Origin of the sequence: Paracoccus actinidiae (assembly GCF_030863885.1) — a bacterium.
In the GTDB taxonomy this organism is placed as follows: Bacteria; Pseudomonadota; Alphaproteobacteria; order Rhodobacterales; family Rhodobacteraceae; genus Paracoccus; species Paracoccus everestensis.
The window spans coordinates 1166957-1187167 of the sequence record NZ_CP132956.1; the positions used below are offsets into that span (position 1 = coordinate 1166957).

21 protein-coding genes and 1 pseudogene are annotated in these 20211 nt (G+C 66.0%); 4 read left to right on the plus strand and 18 right to left on the minus strand.

The genetic code is table 11. The features are described from left to right. Positions 1-308: 308 nt before the first annotated feature. From Q5701_RS05850 to Q5701_RS05860, 3 genes and pseudogenes are all read left to right on the plus strand, one after another. Positions 309-422 (plus strand): annotated as a pseudogene (locus Q5701_RS05850) (IS5/IS1182 family transposase); the annotation flags it as partial. Positions 423-531: 109 nt separating this feature from the next. Then, the gene (locus Q5701_RS05855) at positions 532-969 is read left to right on the plus strand and encodes a pseudoazurin (protein ID WP_373568618.1); all 438 of its coding nucleotides are present in this window, start codon (positions 532-534) and stop codon (positions 967-969) included. Between the two features lie 67 nt (positions 970-1036). Next, positions 1037-1753, plus strand: coding sequence for a Crp/Fnr family transcriptional regulator (locus Q5701_RS05860; RefSeq protein WP_306754308.1), 717 nt, complete (start codon positions 1037-1039; stop codon positions 1751-1753). Here the strand turns inward: Q5701_RS05860 and Q5701_RS05865 are convergent. From Q5701_RS05865 to Q5701_RS05890, 6 genes are read right to left on the minus strand one after another with little or no spacing between them, the layout of a single operon-like run. Beyond that, positions 1746-1991 (minus strand): cytochrome C oxidase subunit IV family protein, encoded by a 246-nt coding sequence (locus tag Q5701_RS05865; protein ID WP_306754309.1) that lies wholly within the window; start codon positions 1989-1991, stop codon positions 1746-1748. The genes Q5701_RS05860 and Q5701_RS05865 overlap by 8 nt on opposite strands. Then, positions 1991-2527 (minus strand): cytochrome c oxidase subunit 3, encoded by a 537-nt coding sequence (locus Q5701_RS05870; protein ID WP_306754311.1) that lies wholly within the window; start codon positions 2525-2527, stop codon positions 1991-1993. Before Q5701_RS05870 ends, Q5701_RS05865 begins: the two co-directional genes overlap by 1 nt. Next, positions 2527-4449: a nitric oxide reductase activation protein NorD gene (locus Q5701_RS05875; protein ID WP_306754312.1), complete on the minus strand. Its 1923-nt coding sequence runs from the start codon at positions 4447-4449 to the stop codon at positions 2527-2529. Before Q5701_RS05875 ends, Q5701_RS05870 begins: the two co-directional genes overlap by 1 nt. A gap of 4 nt (positions 4450-4453) precedes the next feature. After that, positions 4454-5257, minus strand: a complete 804-nt coding sequence (locus Q5701_RS05880) for a CbbQ/NirQ/NorQ/GpvN family protein (RefSeq protein ID WP_306755349.1) — start codon at positions 5255-5257, stop codon at positions 4454-4456. Between the two features lie 5 nt (positions 5258-5262). Beyond that, on the minus strand, positions 5263-6660 hold the full coding sequence (locus Q5701_RS05885) for a cbb3-type cytochrome c oxidase subunit I (RefSeq protein WP_306754313.1): 1398 nt from the start codon (positions 6658-6660) through the stop codon (positions 5263-5265). Between the two features lie 12 nt (positions 6661-6672). Next, positions 6673-7125: a c-type cytochrome gene (locus Q5701_RS05890; protein WP_306754314.1), complete on the minus strand. Its 453-nt coding sequence runs from the start codon at positions 7123-7125 to the stop codon at positions 6673-6675. Positions 7126-7267: 142 nt separating this feature from the next. On the opposite strand from Q5701_RS05890, the gene Q5701_RS05895 reads away from it, so the two are divergent. Continuing rightward, entirely contained in the window at positions 7268-7489 is a 222-nt protein-coding gene (locus Q5701_RS05895) for a hypothetical protein (RefSeq protein ID WP_234854712.1), read from the plus strand. A gap of 6 nt (positions 7490-7495) precedes the next feature. Here Q5701_RS05895 and Q5701_RS05900 read toward each other — a convergent pair whose 3' ends face one another. The 12 genes from Q5701_RS05900 to Q5701_RS05955 form a co-directional block, all read right to left on the minus strand. Then, the gene (locus Q5701_RS05900; protein ID WP_306754315.1) at positions 7496-8653 is read right to left on the minus strand and encodes an MBL fold metallo-hydrolase; all 1158 of its coding nucleotides are present in this window, start codon (positions 8651-8653) and stop codon (positions 7496-7498) included. Next, complete coding sequence (locus Q5701_RS05905) at positions 8650-9594, minus strand: patatin-like phospholipase family protein (RefSeq protein ID WP_306754316.1); 945 nt, start codon at positions 9592-9594, stop codon at positions 8650-8652. The genes Q5701_RS05900 and Q5701_RS05905 overlap by 4 nt, the downstream gene beginning before the upstream one ends. 4 nt (positions 9595-9598) lie before the next feature. Then, on the minus strand, positions 9599-10084 hold the full coding sequence (locus Q5701_RS05910) for a DUF4142 domain-containing protein (protein ID WP_306754319.1): 486 nt from the start codon (positions 10082-10084) through the stop codon (positions 9599-9601). A 79-nt stretch (positions 10085-10163) separates the two neighbouring features. Next, entirely contained in the window at positions 10164-10919 is a 756-nt protein-coding gene (locus tag Q5701_RS05915; RefSeq protein WP_306754321.1) for an SDR family NAD(P)-dependent oxidoreductase, read from the minus strand. 23 nt (positions 10920-10942) lie between these two features. Continuing rightward, a complete protein-coding gene (locus Q5701_RS05920; protein ID WP_306754322.1) occupies positions 10943-11689 on the minus strand; it encodes a DUF2243 domain-containing protein in 747 nt (248 codons plus the stop codon). A 190-nt stretch (positions 11690-11879) separates the two neighbouring features. Next, entirely contained in the window at positions 11880-12689 is an 810-nt protein-coding gene (gene iolB, locus Q5701_RS05925; RefSeq protein WP_306754323.1) for a 5-deoxy-glucuronate isomerase, read from the minus strand. Between the two features lie 73 nt (positions 12690-12762). After that, complete coding sequence (gene iolE, locus Q5701_RS05930) at positions 12763-13671, minus strand: myo-inosose-2 dehydratase (RefSeq protein WP_306754324.1); 909 nt, start codon at positions 13669-13671, stop codon at positions 12763-12765. Between the two features lie 11 nt (positions 13672-13682). Next, positions 13683-15509, minus strand: a complete 1827-nt coding sequence (iolD, locus tag Q5701_RS05935; protein ID WP_306754326.1) for a 3D-(3,5/4)-trihydroxycyclohexane-1,2-dione acylhydrolase (decyclizing) — start codon at positions 15507-15509, stop codon at positions 13683-13685. Between the two features lie 8 nt (positions 15510-15517). Further along, complete coding sequence (locus Q5701_RS05940) at positions 15518-17437, minus strand: bifunctional 5-dehydro-2-deoxygluconokinase/5-dehydro-2-deoxyphosphogluconate aldolase (RefSeq protein WP_306754327.1); 1920 nt, start codon at positions 17435-17437, stop codon at positions 15518-15520. 22 nt (positions 17438-17459) lie between these two features. Beyond that, positions 17460-18245: a TIM barrel protein gene (locus Q5701_RS05945; protein ID WP_306754329.1), complete on the minus strand. Its 786-nt coding sequence runs from the start codon at positions 18243-18245 to the stop codon at positions 17460-17462. 3 nt (positions 18246-18248) lie between these two features. Continuing rightward, complete coding sequence (locus tag Q5701_RS05950) at positions 18249-19265, minus strand: Gfo/Idh/MocA family protein (protein WP_306754331.1); 1017 nt, start codon at positions 19263-19265, stop codon at positions 18249-18251. Positions 19266-19273: 8 nt separating this feature from the next. Then, positions 19274-20146, minus strand: a complete 873-nt coding sequence (locus Q5701_RS05955) for a sugar phosphate isomerase/epimerase family protein (protein WP_306754332.1) — start codon at positions 20144-20146, stop codon at positions 19274-19276. Positions 20147-20211 lie beyond the last annotated feature (65 nt).

A 20211-nucleotide genomic window follows, 5' to 3' on the forward strand; every position in this document is an offset into this window, starting at 1 on the left:
TGATTGACTGGATAAGAATGAAAATTCGGCAGAAATATCCGGCAGTTTCGACAACTCCCCCCTCCTGCGGACGGCGTGTTCGGCATTGGTAAAAACTAGCGCGAAATTGCCAAGCCGACAAAGCGGCATTTTCGCGCAGGTGCTTTTTATTCAGCCAAACTGCGGAAAGGGTAGGTTTGCAGGCTTCCGAAGTTCGACAGTTCCGACGGCATTTTGATCCTGATTGAACGTCTCACTTATGTGGAAACAATGGGTTAGCAGTCGAGGACGAGGCGTTCTCCGCGGTTTTTGTTGTGGCACGTTGTTCGAACCGCTTTCGCCGCCTCGCCATCCGGTATGAGCGGCGCGCCGACATCCATGAGGCCTTCGTGATCCTCGGCTGCGCTCTCATCTGCCTCAACCAGATCAGAAGGTTTTGTTAGGTGTTCTTAACCGTCCCCTTGTTTGCGTTTTCGCAAAGTGCGGGTGGCCGCCAAGGCCTAAAGTCCTGATCAACGGGCCAGGATCGGCCCGCCTATTCAGGAGATGACCATGAAACGCGCTTTCTTCCTTGCTGCCCCTGCCCTGATGCTGGCCCTGGGGGGCACGGCCCTTGCCGCCGAACACGAGGTGCATATGCTCAACAAGGGCGAGGCCGGGATGATGGTGTTCGAACCCGCCTTCGTGAAGGCCGAGCCTGGCGACGTGATCCATTTCATTCCCACCGACAAGAGCCACAACGTCGAAGCCATCAAGGACATCCTGCCCGAGGGCGTGGAAACCTTCAAAAGCAAGATCAACGAGGAGTTTTCGCTGACCGTGACCGAGCCGGGCTTGTACGGCGTCAAGTGCACGCCGCATTTCGCGATGGGCATGGTGGGCCTGATCCAGGTGGGCGACGCGCCCGCGAACCTCGAGGCGGCCAAGACCGTGAAGCTGTCCAAGAAGGCGCGCGAGCGCATGGACGCGGAAATCGCCCAGGTCCAGTGACGCCGATGACCGGCGGGGCGGGCGACAGCCGCCCCTGCCTTCTTTCTTCCAGAAAAGGCCGCATCCGATGAGCATGAAACTGTCTGCCGCGCACCGCCAGGTCGCCTGCCAGTCGCGGCTTTTCGCGACCCTGCCGGCCGGACTGCGCGACACGTTGCTGGATGCGGCCCATGTCGTCCATCTGCGGCGCGGGCAGGTTCTGTTCCAGCATGGCGATGACGCCCAGGCGATCCATATCGTCGCCGATGGCTGGATCAAGCTGTATCGCATCGCGCCCAACGGGGCCGAAGCCGTGGTGGGCGTGATGACACGGGGTCAAAGCTTTGGCGAACCCATCGCCCTGCGCCAGGCGGCCTATCCCGTGTCGGCCGAGGCGGTGACGGCCTGCGACCTGATCGCCGTGCCGGCGCGGGCTTTCCTGGATATGCTGCAAACCCGGCCCGAGGCCGCGATCTCCATCCTGTCGGCGACCTTCCTGCACCTGCAGGGCCTGGTCGAACAGATCGAGCAGCTGAAGGCCCGGTCGGGCGCGCAGCGGGTGGCCGAATTCCTGCTGGAACTGTGTCCCGAGGGCACCGAAAGCGCCACGGTCGTGCTGCCCTATGACAAGGCGCTGATCGCGGGCAGGCTGGGGATGAAGCCCGAAAGCCTGTCCCGCGCCTTTGCGAAGCTGCGGGAACTGGGCGTGCGGGTGAACCAATCAAGTGCCGCCATCGCATCCGTTTCGCGCCTTCACGACCTGGCCCATGCCGAAGCGTTCGGCGCGATCAGCCGCGTCATCTGACAGCAGCCAACCCCCAGACCACGCAAAGCCACAAGGCCAGCGGTACCAGGAAGGCCGGCAGCCATCCCGGTGCGCGGTCCAGATGCAGGAAGCCGCCCAGGATCGCCCGCGCCTTGGCCCAGGCCAGGACCAGCAGCCCGGCTGCGGCGATGCGTCCGTCCTGCGTCGCCACGGCCACGGTCGCCAGGATCAAGGCGATCAGCATCAGCCAGTTGCGGTTCAATCGGTCCATCGTCATCACATCAGCAAATAGATCGGCGGCAGGATCAGCACCCAGACCAGATCGACCATGTGCCAGAACATCGCGCCCGCCTGCACAGGCTCGGGACGGGCGCGAATGGCCACCAGCGCCAGCACCGCCACGCCCGCGATCACATGGGCCGCATGAAATCCCGTCAGCAGGAAATAGAAGGTGAAAAAGGGATGCGTGTCGATCCCGATCCCCAAGGACAGGTCATGCGCATATTCCATGCCCTTCACGACCAGGAAGATCATCCCGCCCAGGGCCGCCAGCATCAGCCCCCGCCGCGCGCCACGCTTGTCGCCCCCGGCCGCCGCCCGTTCGGCGCGGGCGGCGAACAGGCCGGAGGTGACCAGCACGACCGTGTTCAGCGCCGCCATGCGCCCGTCCAGCATCGCCTGCGCGTCGGCAAACCCCGCCGGATCGGTCAGGCGCATCGCGGACATGGCCGTGACGCCCGCTGCGAAGACAAGGATCTCGGATCCGATCAGGATCCACATGATCAACTCGCCCGGCAGGTCGTCCAGATCCATTACAGGACCAGCTGGCGATAGATCTGGGGCAGCGTATTTGTCAGCCGGTCCGGGTCGCGGATCACCGAAAATCCGCCTTGTCCGAAGATGCGCGGGAACCAGCTTTGCGCGCCCTTGTCGATGGTGATGCCAAAGACCGAATGGCCTGCGCGGCGCGCCTCGCGGACGGCCATGGAGCTGTCCTCGATCCCGTGGCGGCCTTCGTAATGGTCAAGGTCGTTGGGCTTGCCGTCGGTGATGACGATCATCAGCCGCCGCGACCGGCCTTCGTCCGCCAGCCCGGCAGAGGCATGGCGGATCGCCGCGCCCAGCCGGGTATAGAAGCCCGGACGCAGCGCATGAATCCGCGCCTCGGTAGTGCGGGACATGGGTTCGTCGAAGGTCTTGCATTCATGCAGCCAGACCCGGTCGCGTTTCAGCGAGGAAAAGCCTTGGATCGCAAAGCGGTCGCCGCAGGCATCCAGCCCCCAGGCAAGCGCGGTCAGCGCCTCGCGCGCGATGTCGATGACGGGGCGGCCGGTCACGGCGCTTTCCGTGGACCGCGACACGTCCAGCAGGATCGACACGGCAAGGTCGCGGTTTTCGGGGCGGGCCTGGCGCCAGATGCGGTCGCTGCCGCGACCCGATGCGCGCAGGTCGGTCACAGACCGCAGCGTGGCGTCCAGATCCAGGTCGTCGCCGTCGGGCTGGGCATGGCGGATCAGCCGGGCCGGGCGCAGGGCCTGGAACTGGCGGCGCACCGCGTCGATCCGGCGGCGGGCGGCGGGGTCGGTGACGCCTGCGTAATCGGGCGCGGGCTCGACCGGGGCTGCCAGCACGCGGCAATGATCCGGCATCCAGACGCCGCCACGCGCGTCCCATTCGGGATAGGTGAACTTGCCCGCAATGCGTTCGCGGTCCACATCCTCGGGCGCCAGATCCAGATGCAGCTTCAGTTTCGTCGCCGGTGCCTTGCTGATCTGGCCCAGCACGATTTCCTCGTGGTCGTCGGTGGCCTTCTTGGCATTGTCCAGGTCGTCGTCTTCAACCCGGCGGTTGATGTTCAGCATCTCGGCCCAGGTCAGCATGGCCTCGAACTTGTAAAGGATCAGGCTGTCCTTGCGCTCGGCCTGGTCGGCCTTCATCCGCCGCGTCTTGCGGGCGGTGCCGTCCCCCGATTCCTCGGGCGTGCCGTCGGTGGGCAGGCTTGCCACGTCGGATGCGATGCCGCTGGTCAACCCGCGCAGGTCGGGCCACATGGGCACGGGCAGCATGGGCCGGTATTTGCGCGGGGCGCGCCAATGAGCAGGGGGGCTGTCCAACCCCGCCAGCAACCCGGAAGGGACCGGGGCCGGATCGCCCAGCAGATGCCGGATCAGCCCTTCTACGCCCGCCTCGGCCCCCGACAGGTTCGGGCGGATGCGGTCGGCCAGATGGGCGGCGCAAAGCCGGGTCCAGACGGCGCGCAGGCCGGGCGCGGCCTCCAGCGTGGCCTGCGTCATGGCCTGGCCCGCACGGATCGCGGCCAGGTCGGCCAGGAAGGGATCGTCTTGGGCCGCAAAATCCGGCGCATGGGCCGATGCGGCGGCCAGCCACAGATAGAGCGCCTTGTTATCGTCGCGTTCCGGGAAAACCGCCAGTTCCATCGGCAGGCGCAGCGACCCGCCGTCGAAGCTGGCGCGGGCCAGGTGTTCGGTCTCGAACGCCAGCTTGCGGCGCAGGGATATGCGATGCCGGCTGGCCTGGTCGGCCACCGGCTTCAGTTCCACATCGGCCGCCCCGCCAAGCCCGCGGAACAGCACGGCAATCCGGCCACGCATATCGTCGAACCGCACGGCCGCATCGGGATAGCGGCGTGGCGGGTCCATGCGCGAGGCCAGGAAGTGCCACAGCTTGCCGACGCTTTCCTCGGGTTCCCAGGGGGCGATCTCGATATGGCCCATGGCGTCAGCCCATCACTGCGACGACCAGATCCATCAGGCCCGCGCGAATGTCGGCGTCGTCGGTCAACGGTTCGATCATCGCGGCCCGGATGGCGCGGTCCATGGACATCCCCCCGGCGATCAGCGTGGCCGCATAGACGACCAGCCGTGTGGACACGCCTTCCTCCAGATCCTGGCCCTTCAGCCCGCGCAGCTTGCCCGCCAGCCGCACCAGCAAGGACACGCGGTCGGCATCCAGGCCGCTTTCGCGCACCACCACCGGGATTTCGTGTTCGGGTTTGGGAAAGGTGAATTCGACCGACAGGAAACGCTGACGGGTCGAAGGCTTCAGCGTCTTCATGATGTTCTGGTAGCCGGGGTTGTAGGATGCCACCAGCATGAAGCCGGGGGCGGCCTGCAGCTCCTCTCCGGTGCGGTCGATGGGCAGGATGCGGCGGTCGTCGGTCAGGGGGTGCAGGACCACGGCCACGTCCTTGCGGGCCTCGACCACCTCGTCCAGATAGCAGATCGCGCCCTCGCGCACTGCGCGGGTCAGGGGGCCATCGACCCAGACGGTTTCGCCGCCCTTAAGCAGATAGCGCCCGATCAGGTCGGCCGCCGACAGGTCGTCATGGCAGGCGACCGTGTAAAGCGGCCGTTCCAGCCTTGCCGCCATATGCGCGACAAAGCGGGTCTTGCCGCAGCCGGTCGGGCCTTTCAGCAGCAAGGGCAGGTTCTTGGCATATGCTGCGGCGAAGATGTCGCATTCGTCCGCCTGGGGCAGGTAGAAGGGGGCATCCGCCCCCCTCAGGTTGAAGGTTCCATCCATGGTCATCACTCCGCGGCAATGTGGTCAGGGTTGTGGGCCAGACGATCACGTTCCACCGGGCCGGGGCGCACCACCTCGCGGCGCGGGAAGGCCACGGCATAGATGAACAGCAGGGCGCCCAGGACCACGGCGATGCCCGACCCGAACCGCATCCAGTAGAACAGCGCCAGCTGGTCCTGCACTTCCATATAGCCCATGCCCATCACGCGTTGCAGATGGGTCTGGACCGTGCCCGCAAAGGTCAGGGTAAAGGTCATGAACAGCATCCCGCCCGACATCAGCCAGAACGAGGCCATGTTCAGCACCTGGTTATAAGGATCGCGACGCCGCAGGATCGGCATGGCATAGCTGAACAGCGCCAGGTTGAGGCAGACATAGGCGCCATAAAAGGCCAGGTGCCCATGGGCGGCGGTGACCTGCGTGCCGTGGGTGTAATAGTTCACCCCGTGCAGCGTGTGCAAAAAGCCCCAGACGCCCGCGCCGAAGAAGGCCAGCACGGCGCAGCCCAGCGACCACAGCAGCGCGGCCTTGTTCGGGTGATCGCGGCGGCCCTTCCAGACCATGACAAAGGCGAATGCCATCATCGCGAAGAACGGCACCACCTCGAAGGAGGAGAAGATCGAGCCGATCCACTGCCAGTACGCGGGCATCCCGATCCAGAAGTAATGGTGTCCGGTCCCGAGGATGCCCGAGAACATCGCGGTGGCGACGATGACGTAAAGCCATTTTTCCACCACCTCGCGGTCGACGCCGGTCAGCTTCAGCATCAGGAAGCCCAGGATCGACGCCATGATCAGTTCCCAGACGCCTTCGACCCACAGGTGGATCACGAACCACCAGTATTGCTTGTCCAGACCCAGGTTCGCGGGGTTGTAGAAGGCGAACAGGAACAGCAGCGCCAGCCCCCACAGCCCGATCAGCAGGATGGTGCTGATCGCGGTCTTGCGGCCTTTCAGCACCGTCATGGACACGTTGTAGAGGAAGATCAGCGCAGCAACGACGATGCCGACCTTGACCCAGGTAGGCTGTTCCAGGAACTCGCGCCCCTGCGTGCCCACGAAATAGTTGCCCTGCCACGGATTGAACAGATAGGTGGCGACAGCCCCCAGCGTACCCACTACCAGGATGAACAGTTGCAGATAGGCCAGGAAGGGCGAGTGGATTTCGCGTTCCGCTTCCTCGGGGATCAGGAAATAGGCGGCGCCGAAAAAGCCGGTCAGCAGCCAGACCACCAAGGCGTTGGTATGAACCATCCGGCCCACGCTGAAGGGCAGGATTTCAGACAAAAAATTCGGCTGGACATAGATATAGCCGATGATCAGCCCCATCGTCACCTGGATGGCGAACAAGGCCAGGGCCACGGTGATATAAACCAGGGCGATTTGTTGTGATTGATATTTCATGGTGTTTTCCAATCAACCGGCGTCGTTGGGGGGCCATCCCTGGGTGCGGATCTTGTTGGTCCACAGCAGGAAGTCGGTGACTTCGCGGATTTCATCGTCCGAAAGGTTGAACTGCGGCATCTGGCGCCGCCCTTCGATGCCGGACGGCTGTGCCTCCATCCAGGCCTTCATCACCTCGAAAGCGGCTTCGGGGTCGTCCTGGACGCCCCAACGGGTCATCACATTGCCCAGTTCGGGCGCAAAATAGGCGCCTTCGCCCAGGATCGAGTGGCAGTTGACGCAGGCGTGCTTTTCCCAGACGTGCTTGCCGCCGACGACGCTTTCGGTCAGCGGCGCGTCGTTGGTGGACACGTTCACGATATACCAGTGGCTGTGAACCGACAGGCCGACAAAGATGAGGATAAAGAACAGTGACCCGCCATAGAAGATATTCCGGGCCATGCTCTTTGTCAGGACTTCGCGCATGGCGAGGATCTCCCGATATTGTTACGGTGACTGCTACATCAACTGTAAGACGACGGGGATCCTTGTCCTAAGTCAAGGAAAGGGAATTAAATCTGCGCAAGATCGCGCAAGATGCGGATCGGGCATGAAAGGGAAACAGACCATGGACGATCGCTGGCCCGTCTGGAAACTGGCGCTGATGCTCTATGTCTTTGCGGCGGGGGCGGTTGCGATAAACCTGTTCATGCTGGGACTGTTGGGCCAGGCCATCGGCCTGCCCGCGCTGTCGCCCGTGGCGACGGTCCTGGTGTCGATCCCGCTGGGCATCCCCGCCGCCTGGGCGTCGGGGATGTGGGCGCGTCACCTGATGGACGAGGCAAGTTGACCGGCGTCAGGCCGTTTCGGAAATAGCCTGGGCATAGCGGCTGCGGGCGGGCAGCCCGCGCGTCCCGAAATCCTGCGCCAGCCGGTCAAGCGCGGCCTGGAAATCCGGTCCCGCCAAGGCCAGGCCATGGCCCGGGATCATCCGTTCGGGCCGCAGCGCCGCCAGCCTGCGCACCGATCGCCCGGCGGCGTCCCAATCGGTCGTGAAATAAGCGGGTGGTCCCTGCAGATGCGGGATCTGCAGCACGGCGTTCGACAGCGATTCCTGGCGCGTCGCGCTGATCGCATCGCCCGCGATCAGCGACGAGGTGGCCGCGTTCCAGAAGGACACATGGCCCGGCGCATGGCCGGGCGTATGGATCCACTGCCAGCCGTCCAGTCCGGGGATCGTCCCGTCGCGCGGAAGATCGCGCAGCCGGTCCGACACGTTTATCGGCGTGCGCGGGAACAAGGGCGACAGTTCGGCCATGCTGCCGCCGCCGACTTCGGGCGCGGGGGGCGGATAGGACCGGGTGCCGTCGAGAAAGGGGCGTTCGGATCGGTGGGCAAGGATCGGCACGTCCCAGTCGCGGGCCAGGTCGGCCAGGGCACCGACATGATCGAAATGGCCATGCGTCAAAAGGATCGCGGCAGGGCGTGCATCGCCAAAGCGTTCCCTGGCCGCCGCCCTGATGGCGGGGCCGGAACCGGCAATCCCCGCATCGACCAGATACCAGCCTCGATCCCCTGCGCCACGCGGCCCGATAAAGGCCACGTTCACGATGCCGCAGCGCAGCCGGGCCAGGTCGGGACCAAGATCCTCCGCCACGGCCCCCCGGGGCAACAGCACCCCTTTCGGTCCCGGCGGCTGGGTCAGTGCGGCGGCGGCCAGGGAAAAGGCGCCATAGCCCGTCAGAAAGGCGCGGGGACCGGGGGCCTCTTCCGCAAGCCCCGCCGCCAGGCAGGCCGCCCCCTGCGCCGCATCCAGCATCCGGTGCTGGTCCAGATCGATGCCACCGCCAGGCCCCGGGCGATAGCGCGTCGCCAAGGAATAGGCCGCCACCCCCAGCCCGGCCAGGGCCAGAGGCTGCGCCAGCCGGTCGGGCCACCGCAACGCACGGGGCAGCAGGATCAGCGCGGCGGCCGACAGGGCGTCAAGCCGGGCGTGAAGACGGGGCGGGATCATTTGGACACGTCCTCCAAATCGGTGGATTGCGGGGCGGGGGCGGGGATCATGACGTTCAGGTCGGTCAGGGCTTCGCTGGTCAGGGCCGCGCCCAGCCGCACCCGGCGTTCCAGGTTGGACCTGCCGAAATCAAAGGCCTTGCCCACGAAAACATCCTGGGGGTCGGTCAGGACGATATGGCGGAAATTGCGGCCTTGCAGATCGGCGCATTGGATCATGCGCACCGATTGCCCGGCAAAGAACAGTTCCTGCGCGCGGGTGCCGATGCCGTCCATGGTTTCCTGCATCTTGCCCCGCTGCGTGAACAGATCGAGCGCGATGATGGCCGCGTCGCCCGGCCGGTCCAGCAGGGGCCGCAAGGGCAGGTTTTCGCACAAGCCCGGGTCCAGAAAGGACCGCCCGTCGATATGGACGGGCCGGAACAGGACCGGCAGGGCGGTGCTGGCCATCAGGTGTTCCACCGTCAAGGCCGTGCCCCGGTTGCGGAAATCCACCACGTCTCCGGTTTCGGCGTCAAGCGCGGTGATCGTCACCTCGATTTCCGCGTCGTTCAGGCGGTCGAAGTCGATGGACCGTTCCAGCAGACGCCGCATCGGCCCGCGCCGGAACTGCGACCTGTCGGCGGGCATTCCGGGCAGGATTTCCCACAACCCCGGCCAGGACGGGACGAACAGTTTCGAATGGCCGCGCATCAGCATTCCCGTGACCGACGCCCGCCGCCCGCCCACCGGTCGGTCGTGGCGGACCTGGGCCAGAAAGCCGTGCAGCGCCTCGGTCCGGCGGTCGGGGGGATTGCCTGCGATGATGGCGGCAACCACCGCGCCGATAGAGGCGCCCGCCATGCGCGAAACGCGCAGGCCGGACTGTTCGATTGCCTGCCAGGCGCCGACGTGGAACGCGCCAAGCGCGTTCCCTCCGGCAAAGCAAAGCCAGGCCTCCATCAGGTCAACCCAGTCGGTTGCTGATCGCGCGCAGCATGGACATATGGGAATCAATCGCCGGGACGCCGACAATGGACGCGCCGCGCGCCATCGGGTTGGCGCCGTTTTCCGCATAGGCCGCGTGCAGCGCGCGCAACTGTTCATGACCCTGCATCTGCGCCGCCAGGTACTGCTGGTCGAATTCGGCCCCGGCAGGCATGGCGCCCATCTGTTCCAGCATCGCCGCATGGTCCGGCGCGACCTGGTCGGAGGGGGCGGCGCCAAAGGCACGGGCCACGGCTTCCTGCTCGGAAACCTCCAGCATGGCAAAGGCCTTCACGGCGGGATCGGTGGCCTTGTCGACGGCGACCCGGCTGCTGAGCAGGGAAAAGTTGCCGCCCATCAGGATCGCCTGCATCTCTGCATCGGGCGCGGCCTGGGCAAACGACATCCGGGCGACCGGCATGACGGCGGCCATGGCACCGGCGGCGAAAAGGGTTCTGCGCTTCATCGTGGTGTCTCCTGCTGGGTGGTCCGGGATTGCCGGACCCTGTGATCCGCCTGACCGAACGGCCTGGCAAGGATTGGGTTCATTCGTCCTGCGGCTTGGCCATCTGCCGATGCGCCTTGGCCACCATCCCGGCGGGCAGGATTTCGGCCATGGCGGCTTGGGCCTTGTTCTTGAGGCCCGGCGTCATCTGTGCCCGGCCCGCCAGCATCGCGTCGTAACCGGCGCGGGCGACCATTTCGGGATCGTCCTTGGTCTTCATCTGGCCCAGGGCTGTGTCCAGCAGCCCGGCGCGCTCGAAGAAAGCCGTGTCGGTGATCCCCGGCATCAGGCAGGTCACGGAAACCCCCGTGTCCTTCAGTTCCTCGTTCAGGGCGAGGGCGAAGTTGTTCAGGAACGCCTTCGAGGCGTTGTAGATCGCCTGGAACGTCCCGGGCATGAAGCCCGCGATGGATCCGGTGATCAGGATATGGCCTTCGCCCCGCGCGCGCATCCGGCGGCCGATGGGATGGGCAAGCCGCAGCACGCCCAGGACATTGGTCAGCACCACATGGTCGATGCCCGCCGGATCCTGGTCCAGAAAGGAATGGCCCATGCCGGTGCCCGCGTTCAGCATCAACAGATCGACATCGCGTCCCCCCAGATGGGTCAGAACGGCCGCGATCCCTTCGGGCGTCGCCAGGTCGGCCTCGACTGCTTCTGCGCCAAGGTCTGCCGCCGCCGTGTGGATGGCGGGTTCATTGGCGACCACGATGGTCTGATGTCCGTCAGCGCGGGCGATGCGGGCCAGTTCCAGCCCGATGCCGCTGGACGCGCCGGTGATAAGGGCAAGGGTCATTGTCGTCTCCTGTTCGGGGCGCGTCAGACGCGCGCCCAGTTGAAACATCCGGCCGGCACGCCCGAACCGCTGACCAGCAGCGCCCCGGCCAGGTAAAGGCGCCAGGGATCGCCCCCGTTCAGCCGCGCGACCGCGACCTGCGACAAGGGGTCGGACCAGATCAGGTCCGCCTGCGCGAAGCCTGCGCGGTCCAGGGCGGCTTCGGGATTAACGCCCGGCGCCAGGACAATGGTGGTGAACGGCTGATCCGCCGGGGGCTGCGCCGCCCAGATACCCGCCCCGAGGCCGACCGCCGCCAGCAGGGCCACGGTGACGGCAGGCGGAGGCCCGCCCTGGCCCGGCCTGCGCGCGACCATCCACCCCAGCAGGATCGGCCCCAGCCCAAGCGTCGCGAACCATCCAAGATCCCAGGCAAGCGGCGCGGCGCTGTCCAGCTTGATCCGGTGGATGCCCAGCAGCCAATGCGACAGGATCGCATCCGCCACGTGCCAGCCGCCAAAGCCCGCCAGCAGCGCGCCAAGGGTGGGGTTCGTTCCCGCCGCGCTTCCCCGCCCGCGCCACAGCCCGATCAGCGCCAGGGCCGCAAGCGCATACATCAGCGCGTGAAACCAGCCGTCCCACAGGATTTGCAGGCGCAGATCCTCCATCCCCGGCACCAGGCTGAGAAGATGGTGCCATTGCAGGATCTGGTGCAGCAGGATGCCGTCAAAGAACCCGCCCAGGGCAAATCCCAGCAGGACGGTCCACCGGATCCAGGAGGAATGTCTCATTGCGGGGTGTCTTCGACGGGGAACATCGGAAATCCTTGGCCGGTCGTGGACTGAAGGCCCGCCAACCGGGCCGCGCATCACACGCCCGCATATGGCAGGCGCCCGACCTCCAACCGTTCGCCCGCCCAGATGTTCCCGACGATCTGCCCGCTATACCTTTATCAGCCGGCCCCCGGGGTTGTGCCTGGCCTCAGCCCGCATCCCGCGCGATGACGCCTTCCACCTCGGGCGCGGCGACAAAGCGCCAGTTCCTTCGCGGCCCGGCCATCACGTTGAGGTAATACATCTCGAACCCATGGGGGGCGCCGCAGGGGTGGTGCCCCCGGGGGACGAGGACCACATCGCCGTCGCGCACGGCCATGCATTCGTCCAGCGATCCGTCGTCGGTATAAACCCGCTGGATGCCCCAGCCGTCGCATGGGTTCAGGCGGTGGTAATAGGTTTCCTCAAGATAGGTGATGCGGGGAAAGTCGTCCTCATCATGGCGGTGGCTGGGATAAGAGGACCAGTTGCCCGCGGGGGTAAAGACCTCGGTCACCAGAAGGCTGTCGCACCAGTCCTCGGCTTCCATGGCTATGTTGTTGATCCAGCGGGTGTTGCTGCCCTTGCCGCGCTGGGTCAGGGCGATCCCCTGGGGCCCGATCCGGCGGGCGGGATGTCCCCCGCGCCCCGGCGCGGTGCAGACGGCGATGGTGCAATCCGTTACCGCCACGGCCTGCCAGTCCTGGGCATTCGGGACATACAGGCAATGGGGCGGGGTCTTTTCGAAGACATTCATCCGGTCCCCCATCTCGCCCCAATCCTGGCCTGCGCCCACAAGGCGCGCGCGCCCCTCGACCATCACCAGGATCGCTTCATGGTCTCCGGTCGCCTCGGATGCCGTTTCGCCCGCCCGCAGGCGATAAAGGGAAAAGCCCACGTATCGCCAGCCCGCCGCCTGCGGCGTGATCTGGTGCACCTTTCCATGAGTGCCGAAGGGTTTGCAAAGAAGGTCAGGCATGGCGGCCTCTTTCACTTTGGCTCAAATATCCCGGGGGTCCGGGGGCTGGCCCCCGGCTTTCGCAGCAAGCAAATCAGGCCGCCGCGCGATCCAGCCCTGCCTCGCGGGCCGCCTCTTTCAGCGACTTCAGCCCCAGCGACTGGTATTCCAGCGGATTGCGCTTCCGGGGATCCTGCTCGGCCTCGATCACCAGCCAGCCGTCATAGCCGGCCTCGGCCAGGATGCGCAAAAGCGGCACGAAGTCGATGTCGCCTTCGGGATCGCCCGGCACGGTAAATGCCCCGGCCAGCACGCCCTGAATGAAGGACAGGTTTTCCGCCCGCACCTGCCCGGTGACGTCCCGGCGGATGTTCTTGGCATGGAAATGCGCCACGCGGCCCGCGTGACGGCGCAGCACGGCCACTGGGTCGCCGCCGCCGAAGGTGCAATGGCCCGCGTCGAACAGCAGATGCGTGGCGGGGCCAGTGGCAGCCATGAAGGCGTCGATCTCCTCGGGCGATTCAACGACTGTGCCCATATGGTGGTGATAGGCGAGGGTGATGCCCTGGGACGCCAGATAGGCTGCAAATTCCTCGATCTTGCCGCCGAACGCCGCCATCTCCTCAGCGGTCAGGCGTGGGCGGTCATTGACGGGCATATCGGGATTGCCATGCACGGTGTTCGAGCATTCGCAGACAATGCAGACGCGGCAGTCGTTCGCCTTCAGCTTGGCCAGGTGCGGCTGGACCGCCGCAATCTCATCCTCGACCGAACCCACCAGCAGGTTGGTCGAATACCAGCCCGAGATGAACTTCAACCCGTATCCCCCCAGCAGATCCTTCAGCGCCTGCGGATCGTCGGGCCAACGGTGGCCGTTCTCAATCCCGTCGAAGCCGATGATGCGGCCCGCCTCGTTCAGGATCTGGTCGGTCGGGATATGGGCGCCGATGGTCTGGTCGTCGTCATTGGCCCAGGCGATGGGGTTGGTGCCATAGCGGATCATGCGTTCTTTCCTCAGTTCACCAGCCGCGCGCGGGCGGCATTTTCCAGATAGGTCTTGTAGGCGTCGCGCAGCTTGGCCGTGTTGCCGACCTCGGGGACGGCCACGTCCCACCAGTGGCCGGCATCGCCAAAGCCCGGCCCGTCCTTGGCCGTGGTGTCGATCACGATCACGGTGGGGATGTCGCGCCCGCGCGCGGCCGCGATCTGGGCTTCCAGATCGGCGATGCCGCCGGCCTTGACCGCGTGCGCGCCCATGGATCCCGCATGGGCCACATAGTCGATGCGGGGCTGGTCCTCGACGTTGCAGTCCACATACATGTTGTTGAACGGAACGCCGCCCGATACCTGCTGCAGCCGGTTGATGCAGCCATAGCCCCGGTTGTCGGTCAGCACGACAGTAAAGGGCACGCGCCGCATCACTGCCGTGGCCAGTTCGCTGTTGGCCATCATGTAGCTGCCGTCGCCCACGAAGCAGATCACCTCGCGGTCAGGGCAGGCCAGCTTGATACCCAAGGCGCCCGCGATCTCGTAGCCCATGCAGCTGTAACCGTATTCCATGTGGTATCCGCCCTGCGCGGGCTGCCACAACAGCTTCAGCGCGCCGGGCATGGTGCCGGCGGCACACATGGCGATGGCGTCGGGCGCGGCGCGCTGGACCGCGCCGATCACCTGCGCGTCGTTGGGAAGGTCGTTGCCGGGCGCGGGCGCCGCGCAATGGGCATCGACGGCGGCCAGCCAGTCGGCGCGCGCCGCGGGATCGAAGGCCGCCTTGTGATCGCCCAGCAAGGCCGTCAGCCTTTCAAGCGCCACGCGCGCATCACCCACCAGCGACACCGCACCATGCTTGGCCGCGTCATAGGGCTGCACGTTGATCGACACCAGCGTCGCATCGTGCGCGAACATCGTCCGCGATCCGGTCGTGAAATCCTGCAGCCGCGTGCCGACCCCGATCACCAGATCCGCGTCCCGCAGCACCGCATTGGCTGCCGCCGACCCGTCTACGCCGGATGCGCCGAAGTTCATCGGGTCGGATTGCGCCAGCGCCGACTTGCCCGCCTGCGTTTCCGCGACAGGGATGCCGTGGCGGGCGGCGAACGCGGACAGCGCGGCCTCGGCCCCCGAATAGATCACGCCGCCCCCCGCGACGATGGCGGGCCGTTTTGCGGCGCGGATCAGGCCCGTTACCTCGGCGAGTTCCTGCGCGTCGGGTTCCGGGCGGCGGATGCGCCAGACGCGGGGTTCGAAGAACGCCTCGGGCCAATCGTATGCTTCCGCCTGTGTGTCCTGGCAGAAGGCCAGGCAGACCGGGCCGCAATTCGCCGGATCGGTCATCACCCGCAGCGCGCGGGGCAGGGCGGTCAGAAGCTGTTCGGGCCGCTGGATGCGGTCGAAGTAACGCACCACCGGGCGGAAACAGTCGTTGGCGGAAACCGTGCCGTCGTCGAAATCCTCGACCTGTTGCAGCACGGGGTCGGGGCGGCGGCTGGCAAAGACATCGCCCGCGATCAGCAGCACCGGCAGGCGGTTCACATGGGCCAGCGCCGCCGCCGTGACCATGTTGGTGGCCCCCGGCCCGATGGAACTGGTGACCGCATGGGCGCGCCGCCGCCCCTTGGCCTTGGCATAGGCGATGGCCGCATGGGCCATGGTCTGTTCATTCTGGCCGCGCCAGGTTGGGAAGGCGTCGCTGATGCCGTGCAGCGCCTCGCCGATGCCCGCCACATTGCCATGGCCGAAGATTGCCCAGCAGCCTTCGATGAAACGCTCGTTATCCTCGGTCATCTGCACCGACAGCCACCGCATCATGGCCTGCGCGGCCGTCAGTCGGATCCTGTTCATGTCGTCCCTCATTTCCCGGTCGCGCCTGCGCGCGCCTTGTCCCAGATGCCGCACAACCGGCCATAGCGGCGTGCCATTTCCTCGACCGCCTCGCCGTCGGTCAGGTCGCCGTCCAGCCAGGCGCGTGCGACCGCGCCAAAGATCGTGCGCCCGACCGCGAAACCCTTGACCAGCGGGAAGGCTGCGGCAACGGCAAAGCTGTCGGCCAGTTCCGCCTCGGGCGCGTCGAGGCCAAGCACCACGATGCCGCGGGTGTTGGGATCGTTCTCCTCGATCGCGGCGATGGCCTTGCGCCAGGCCACGGACGATGTCATCGGCTCCAGCTTCCACCAGTCGGGATACACCCCTGCCGCATAGAACTGCCGGATCAGGGTGGCGTTTGTTTCATTGTCCACGGGGCCGACCTTGGACGGGATGATTTCCAGAAGGAATTCCAGGTCGTTGCGGCGCGCGGCCTGGAACAGGCGCTTGACTGTTTCCTCTTGCCCTGCACGTGTCGCTTCGTCGTCGGTTGGATGGCAGAAGCACAGCACCTTGACCACGTTCTCGCGCGCCCAGCCTTCCAGCCCGCCGCAGTCGAGGCCCAGTTCCGGTTCCAGTTCCAACGGCCGCGACCCCGGCCATTCGGCGGGCCGCCCGATCCACAGCCCGGTGCCCGAGGCCGCGTGCAGCGCATCCCGCCCGATGCGGTTGTCACACAGGATACCATAGCCCGAACGGCCAGCTTGCACCTGTAAGGCGGCTTGCAGGCACAGTTCCTTGAAGGCGCCGCCCTTGTCCGGCGTGTATCCGGGCATCTGTTCCAATTGCATCCGGTGGTCGAAGGCAAAGACCCGCATCGTGGACCAGTCGCCGCCCGTGCGCCGCTGCCGGTTGGTGGCCCAGTGGACCTGTTCCAGTTCCGGGTCGTTCCTCAGGTCGGGCCGGATCACGCCGCGTTTCAGGAAGAACTCCAACTCGGCCAACGACGGATAGGCAGGCGTGCAGCCGTGGCGGCTGACGGCAAGCGCCCCGCAGGCATTGGCGTATTCCAGGGCCTTGGGCCAAGGCTCGCTGTCCAGCCAGCCCTTCATCAGGCCGGAGAAGAAGCCGTCCCCAGCGCCCAGGACGTTGAAGACCTCGATGGGAAAGCCCGGTCCTGCCTCGCCCTCATCAAGCGTGTCGGGAATGGCGCCGGTAAAGGCCACCGCACCCGCTGCCCCGCGCTTGCAGACCAGCGTGGCCGGGGTGATCGCCCGCACCGCCCGCAATGCGGCAACGGTGTCGGTGGACCCGCCCGCGATGTGAAACTCTTCCTCGGTCCCCACGATCAGGTCGAACAAGGGCAGCGTCGATTGCAGCCGCGCCGTCACCGCCGCGCTTTCCACGAAGCGGCTTTCGCCCGCGTCGTGCCCGGCAAGCCCCCAGAGGTTCGGGCGATAGTCGATGTCGAGCGCCGTCCGCGCGCCATGCTTGCGGGCCAGCCGCAACGCCTTGATGACGGCGGCCTCGGTGCGCGGATGCGACAGATGCGTGCCGGTCGCCAGCACCGCGCGGGCGTCCGCGATCAGCCCTTCGTCGATGTCATCCTCGCACAGCGCCATGTCGGCGCAGTCGCTGCGATAGAAGATCAGCGGGAACTGCTCTTGGTCGCGGATGCCCAAGATCACCAGGGCGGTCAGCCGGTCGGGGTCGGTCCTGACGCCGCGCACGTCCACGCCCTCGCGCACCAGTTGCTCGCGGATGAAGCGGCCCATGTGTTCGTCGCCCACCCGCGTGATCAGCCCGGACCGCAACCCCAGCCGCGCCGTCCCGCAGGCGATGTTCGTGGGACTGCCCCCGATATACTTGCGGAACGACCCCATGTCCTCCAGCCGCCCGCCCACCTGCGCGCCATACAGATCGACGCCCGCGCGGCCGATGGTGATCAGGTCAAGGGATTTGGTCATGGGATCGGTCCTTGTCTTGGGATCAAAGCTGCGCGGAAACAAAGGCCATGCTGGTCTTCAGCGCGTCTTTGGGATCGGCGGCCCGGTGGACTTCGGGGGCGAAGGGTTCAAAGCTGAAGGCGCCGTCATAGCCCGCGTCCAGCAGGGCGCGGATCTGGGGCAGGTTTTCCAGCCGGTCCTGGCCGTCCACCAATACCCGGTGCGCGTCCAGCATATCCGCCACCGACACATCGGGGTCGGTCACGCCCGAGATGTGGACAAGGCCGGTCCATTCCGGGAAGAACTCGGTTTCCCCCGCCAAGTGGTGGTGGAAGGTGTCGTGCATCAGCTTGTAGGTGCCCGTTCCCCCGGCGGCTTCGATGGCGCGGATCGCCTCGGCCTTGGTCCGCAGGGAGGAGATGGGGAAGCCCAGCGGTTCCACCAGCCCGGTCAGGCCGCGGGTATCCAGGATCGTCTTCATCGCGGTCAGCGCGCCGACCAGACCGTCGAAATCCACCCGCGTGCCGTCGTTCAGCGGGCACATGACCAGGGCCTTGGCCCCGCAGGCGGCGGCGTAATCGGCCATCGCCTCGGCCCGCGCGGGCAGGTCGCCCCCCCAGACGTTGAAGGGATACAGCGCGTTGATAGAAACGATGGTCACGCCTGCTTTCTGGGCTTCGGCCTTCACGTCCTCGGGACGCCATTGGGACAGGACATCGGGCAGGTCGTTGCGGATTTCCACCTCGGTCACGCCAAGGTCGCGGGCGGTGGCGAAGAAGTCGGGTAGCGACAGGGTCGGGGCGGCGATGTGGTTCAGGGCAAAGCGCATGGGTCAGCCTTGGGCGTAAAGGGCGGGACGGTCGGGATAGGTGATGGCGATCATCTCGCCCTCGGCCTCCTGCGCCTGGACGCAAGCGTCAGACGCGACGGCGGCCATGTAGCCGTCCCAGGATGTCGGGCCGGATGCGGTGCCTTGGGCTGCGGCCTTCAGGAAGTCCTGCAGTTCAACGTCATAGGAGGCGACGAAGCGGTCCTTCCAGTCGGTCAGGATCGGGTTCTGCAGGCTGGCGTTCAGGCGTGTCTGGATCGCCATGGGTTCGGGCAGGCGGGCCACGCCATCTTCGCCCACGACCTCGCACTGGATGTCATAGCCGTAGTGGCAGTTCACGAAGATTTCCGTGTCGATGACCGTGCCCTTGGCCGTCACCAGCGTCACGATCTGCGGGTCGCGCAGCTTGGCATGGGTGCGGGCGCAGGACCGCGGGAAGGTCACGCGGGCCGAGACATAATCGTCGGCCAGCAGCCAGCGGAACACGTCGATCTCGTGGATCAGCGTGTCGTGGATCGCCATGGGGGTGGTATAGGCTTCCGGCACGGTGGGGTTCCTGTGCGCGGCATGAACCATGATCGGCGCGCCGATCTGGCCGTCCACCACCTTTTTCAGCGCAGCGTAGCCTTCGTCATAGCGGCGCATGAAGCCGACCTGCACCAGCCGCTTGCCGTGGGCGACCTCGGCATCGACGATGCGCTTGGCGCCTTCGGCGGTCGTGGCCAGCGGCTTTTCGCAGAAACAGGGCTTGCCCGCGGCGATGGCGGCCAGCACGTATTGCTCATGCGTCGCGCCCCAGGACGTGACCAGCACGGCATCCACCTGGTCGCTGGAAATCAGTTCCTCGCCCGTGTCGAAGACGGTGGCGTCCGGGGCGATGTCGGCCTTCACGGCTTCGGCGGATGCGCGGTTCACGTCCGACAGCGCGGTGATGGTGCCGCCCGACAGCACCTGGTTGATGCGCCGCGCGTGGTCGCGGCCGATGGCTCCGGTGCCGATGACACCAATCCTGACGGTCATGTTGGATCTCACTTCCAGTATTGTTCGACGTATCGTTTGGTTTCCGACAGCATGAAGCGGGCGCTGTCCTCGGCCCGGTCCTCCCAGGCGAAGACGCAGTTCGACAGCACGCCGTCGAACTTCATCTCGGCAAGGGTGGCGAAGAAGATGTCCCAGTCGATCTCGCCCTGGCCGAAATCGGTGTGCTGGTGGACGCGCACCTTCGATCCCGGCGGATTGACGATGTAACGCAGCTGCGACGACCTGGTGTGGTCGTAGGTGTCGGCCAGCCGGACGTGTTCCAGATACCCTTCGGTCGCGCGCAGGTTCGCCACCATGTCGGGACCGTAGAAGAAGGTATGCGGAGCGATGAAGGAGGCGCGCACCATGGGCGAGTTGATGGTCTTGATGATATCGACAGCCGGGGCGATCTCCTCCAGCCAGTCCTCGGGATGCGCCTCCAGCGACAGCTTGATCCCCTCGCGTTCCAGGATCGGGACAAGCACGTCCATGGCACGGAAGAACGCGGCCTCGCAGGTTTCGGGGCGGTGCAGGCCGGACCTGTCGTTCAGGCTGCGGTCCGGGCTGCCGCCGCGGCCGAATTCGCTGACGAACAGCGGGCATTCCAATTCCACGGCCCATTCGATGGCACGCTTCCAGTTGTCGATCGCCACGTCCCATTCATCAGGATAGGGACTGGCCCAGCGATACATCGGCTGGATCGAGGCCAGGCCCACGTTATTGTCGCGCAGCGCACGTTTGAAGCTGGCGATCCGCTCCGGGTAAAGCTTCGGGCGGGTCCACCACGAGAAGAAATCGGGCCGGGGCGACATTTCCACATGGTCATAGCCAAGCTCGGCCACCTTGCGGACGGTATCCTCCAGCGACAGGTGGCGGATCATGTGCGGGTCAAGCGTGTGTTTCATCGGGCGTCTCGGACAGGGGGTTGGGGCCGGGCGAGGCGGGG

Bases quoted from the DNA above. Each gene is read 5' to 3' on its own strand.
- Q5701_RS05855 (WP_373568618.1), top strand. From the start codon at position 532: ATGAAACGCGCTTTCTTCCTTGCTGCCCCTGCCCTGATGCTGGCCCTG.
- Q5701_RS05860 (WP_306754308.1), top strand. From the start codon at position 1,037: ATGAGCATGAAACTGTCTGCCGCGCACCGCCAGGTCGCCTGCCAGTCG.
- Q5701_RS05865 (WP_306754309.1), bottom strand. From the start codon at position 1,991: ATGACGATGGACCGATTGAACCGCAACTGGCTGATGCTGATCGCCTTG.
- Q5701_RS05870 (WP_306754311.1), bottom strand. From the start codon at position 2,527: ATGGATCTGGACGACCTGCCGGGCGAGTTGATCATGTGGATCCTGATC.
- Q5701_RS05875 (WP_306754312.1), bottom strand. From the start codon at position 4,449: ATGGGCCATATCGAGATCGCCCCCTGGGAACCCGAGGAAAGCGTCGGC.
- Q5701_RS05880 (WP_306755349.1), bottom strand. From the start codon at position 5,257: ATGGATGGAACCTTCAACCTGAGGGGGGCGGATGCCCCCTTCTACCTG.
- Q5701_RS05885 (WP_306754313.1), bottom strand. From the start codon at position 6,660: ATGAAATATCAATCACAACAAATCGCCCTGGTTTATATCACCGTGGCC.
- Q5701_RS05890 (WP_306754314.1), bottom strand. From the start codon at position 7,125: ATGCGCGAAGTCCTGACAAAGAGCATGGCCCGGAATATCTTCTATGGC.
- Q5701_RS05895 (WP_234854712.1), top strand. From the start codon at position 7,268: ATGGACGATCGCTGGCCCGTCTGGAAACTGGCGCTGATGCTCTATGTC.
- Q5701_RS05900 (WP_306754315.1), bottom strand. From the start codon at position 8,653: ATGATCCCGCCCCGTCTTCACGCCCGGCTTGACGCCCTGTCGGCCGCC.
- Q5701_RS05905 (WP_306754316.1), bottom strand. From the start codon at position 9,594: ATGGAGGCCTGGCTTTGCTTTGCCGGAGGGAACGCGCTTGGCGCGTTC.
- Q5701_RS05910 (WP_306754319.1), bottom strand. From the start codon at position 10,084: ATGAAGCGCAGAACCCTTTTCGCCGCCGGTGCCATGGCCGCCGTCATG.
- Q5701_RS05915 (WP_306754321.1), bottom strand. From the start codon at position 10,919: ATGACCCTTGCCCTTATCACCGGCGCGTCCAGCGGCATCGGGCTGGAA.
- Q5701_RS05920 (WP_306754322.1), bottom strand. From the start codon at position 11,689: ATGAGACATTCCTCCTGGATCCGGTGGACCGTCCTGCTGGGATTTGCC.
- iolB (WP_306754323.1), bottom strand. From the start codon at position 12,689: ATGCCTGACCTTCTTTGCAAACCCTTCGGCACTCATGGAAAGGTGCAC.
- iolE (WP_306754324.1), bottom strand. From the start codon at position 13,671: ATGATCCGCTATGGCACCAACCCCATCGCCTGGGCCAATGACGACGAC.
- iolD (WP_306754326.1), bottom strand. From the start codon at position 15,509: ATGAACAGGATCCGACTGACGGCCGCGCAGGCCATGATGCGGTGGCTG.
- Q5701_RS05940 (WP_306754327.1), bottom strand. From the start codon at position 17,437: ATGACCAAATCCCTTGACCTGATCACCATCGGCCGCGCGGGCGTCGAT.
- Q5701_RS05945 (WP_306754329.1), bottom strand. From the start codon at position 18,245: ATGCGCTTTGCCCTGAACCACATCGCCGCCCCGACCCTGTCGCTACCC.
- Q5701_RS05950 (WP_306754331.1), bottom strand. From the start codon at position 19,265: ATGACCGTCAGGATTGGTGTCATCGGCACCGGAGCCATCGGCCGCGAC.
- Q5701_RS05955 (WP_306754332.1), bottom strand. From the start codon at position 20,146: ATGATCCGCCACCTGTCGCTGGAGGATACCGTCCGCAAGGTGGCCGAG.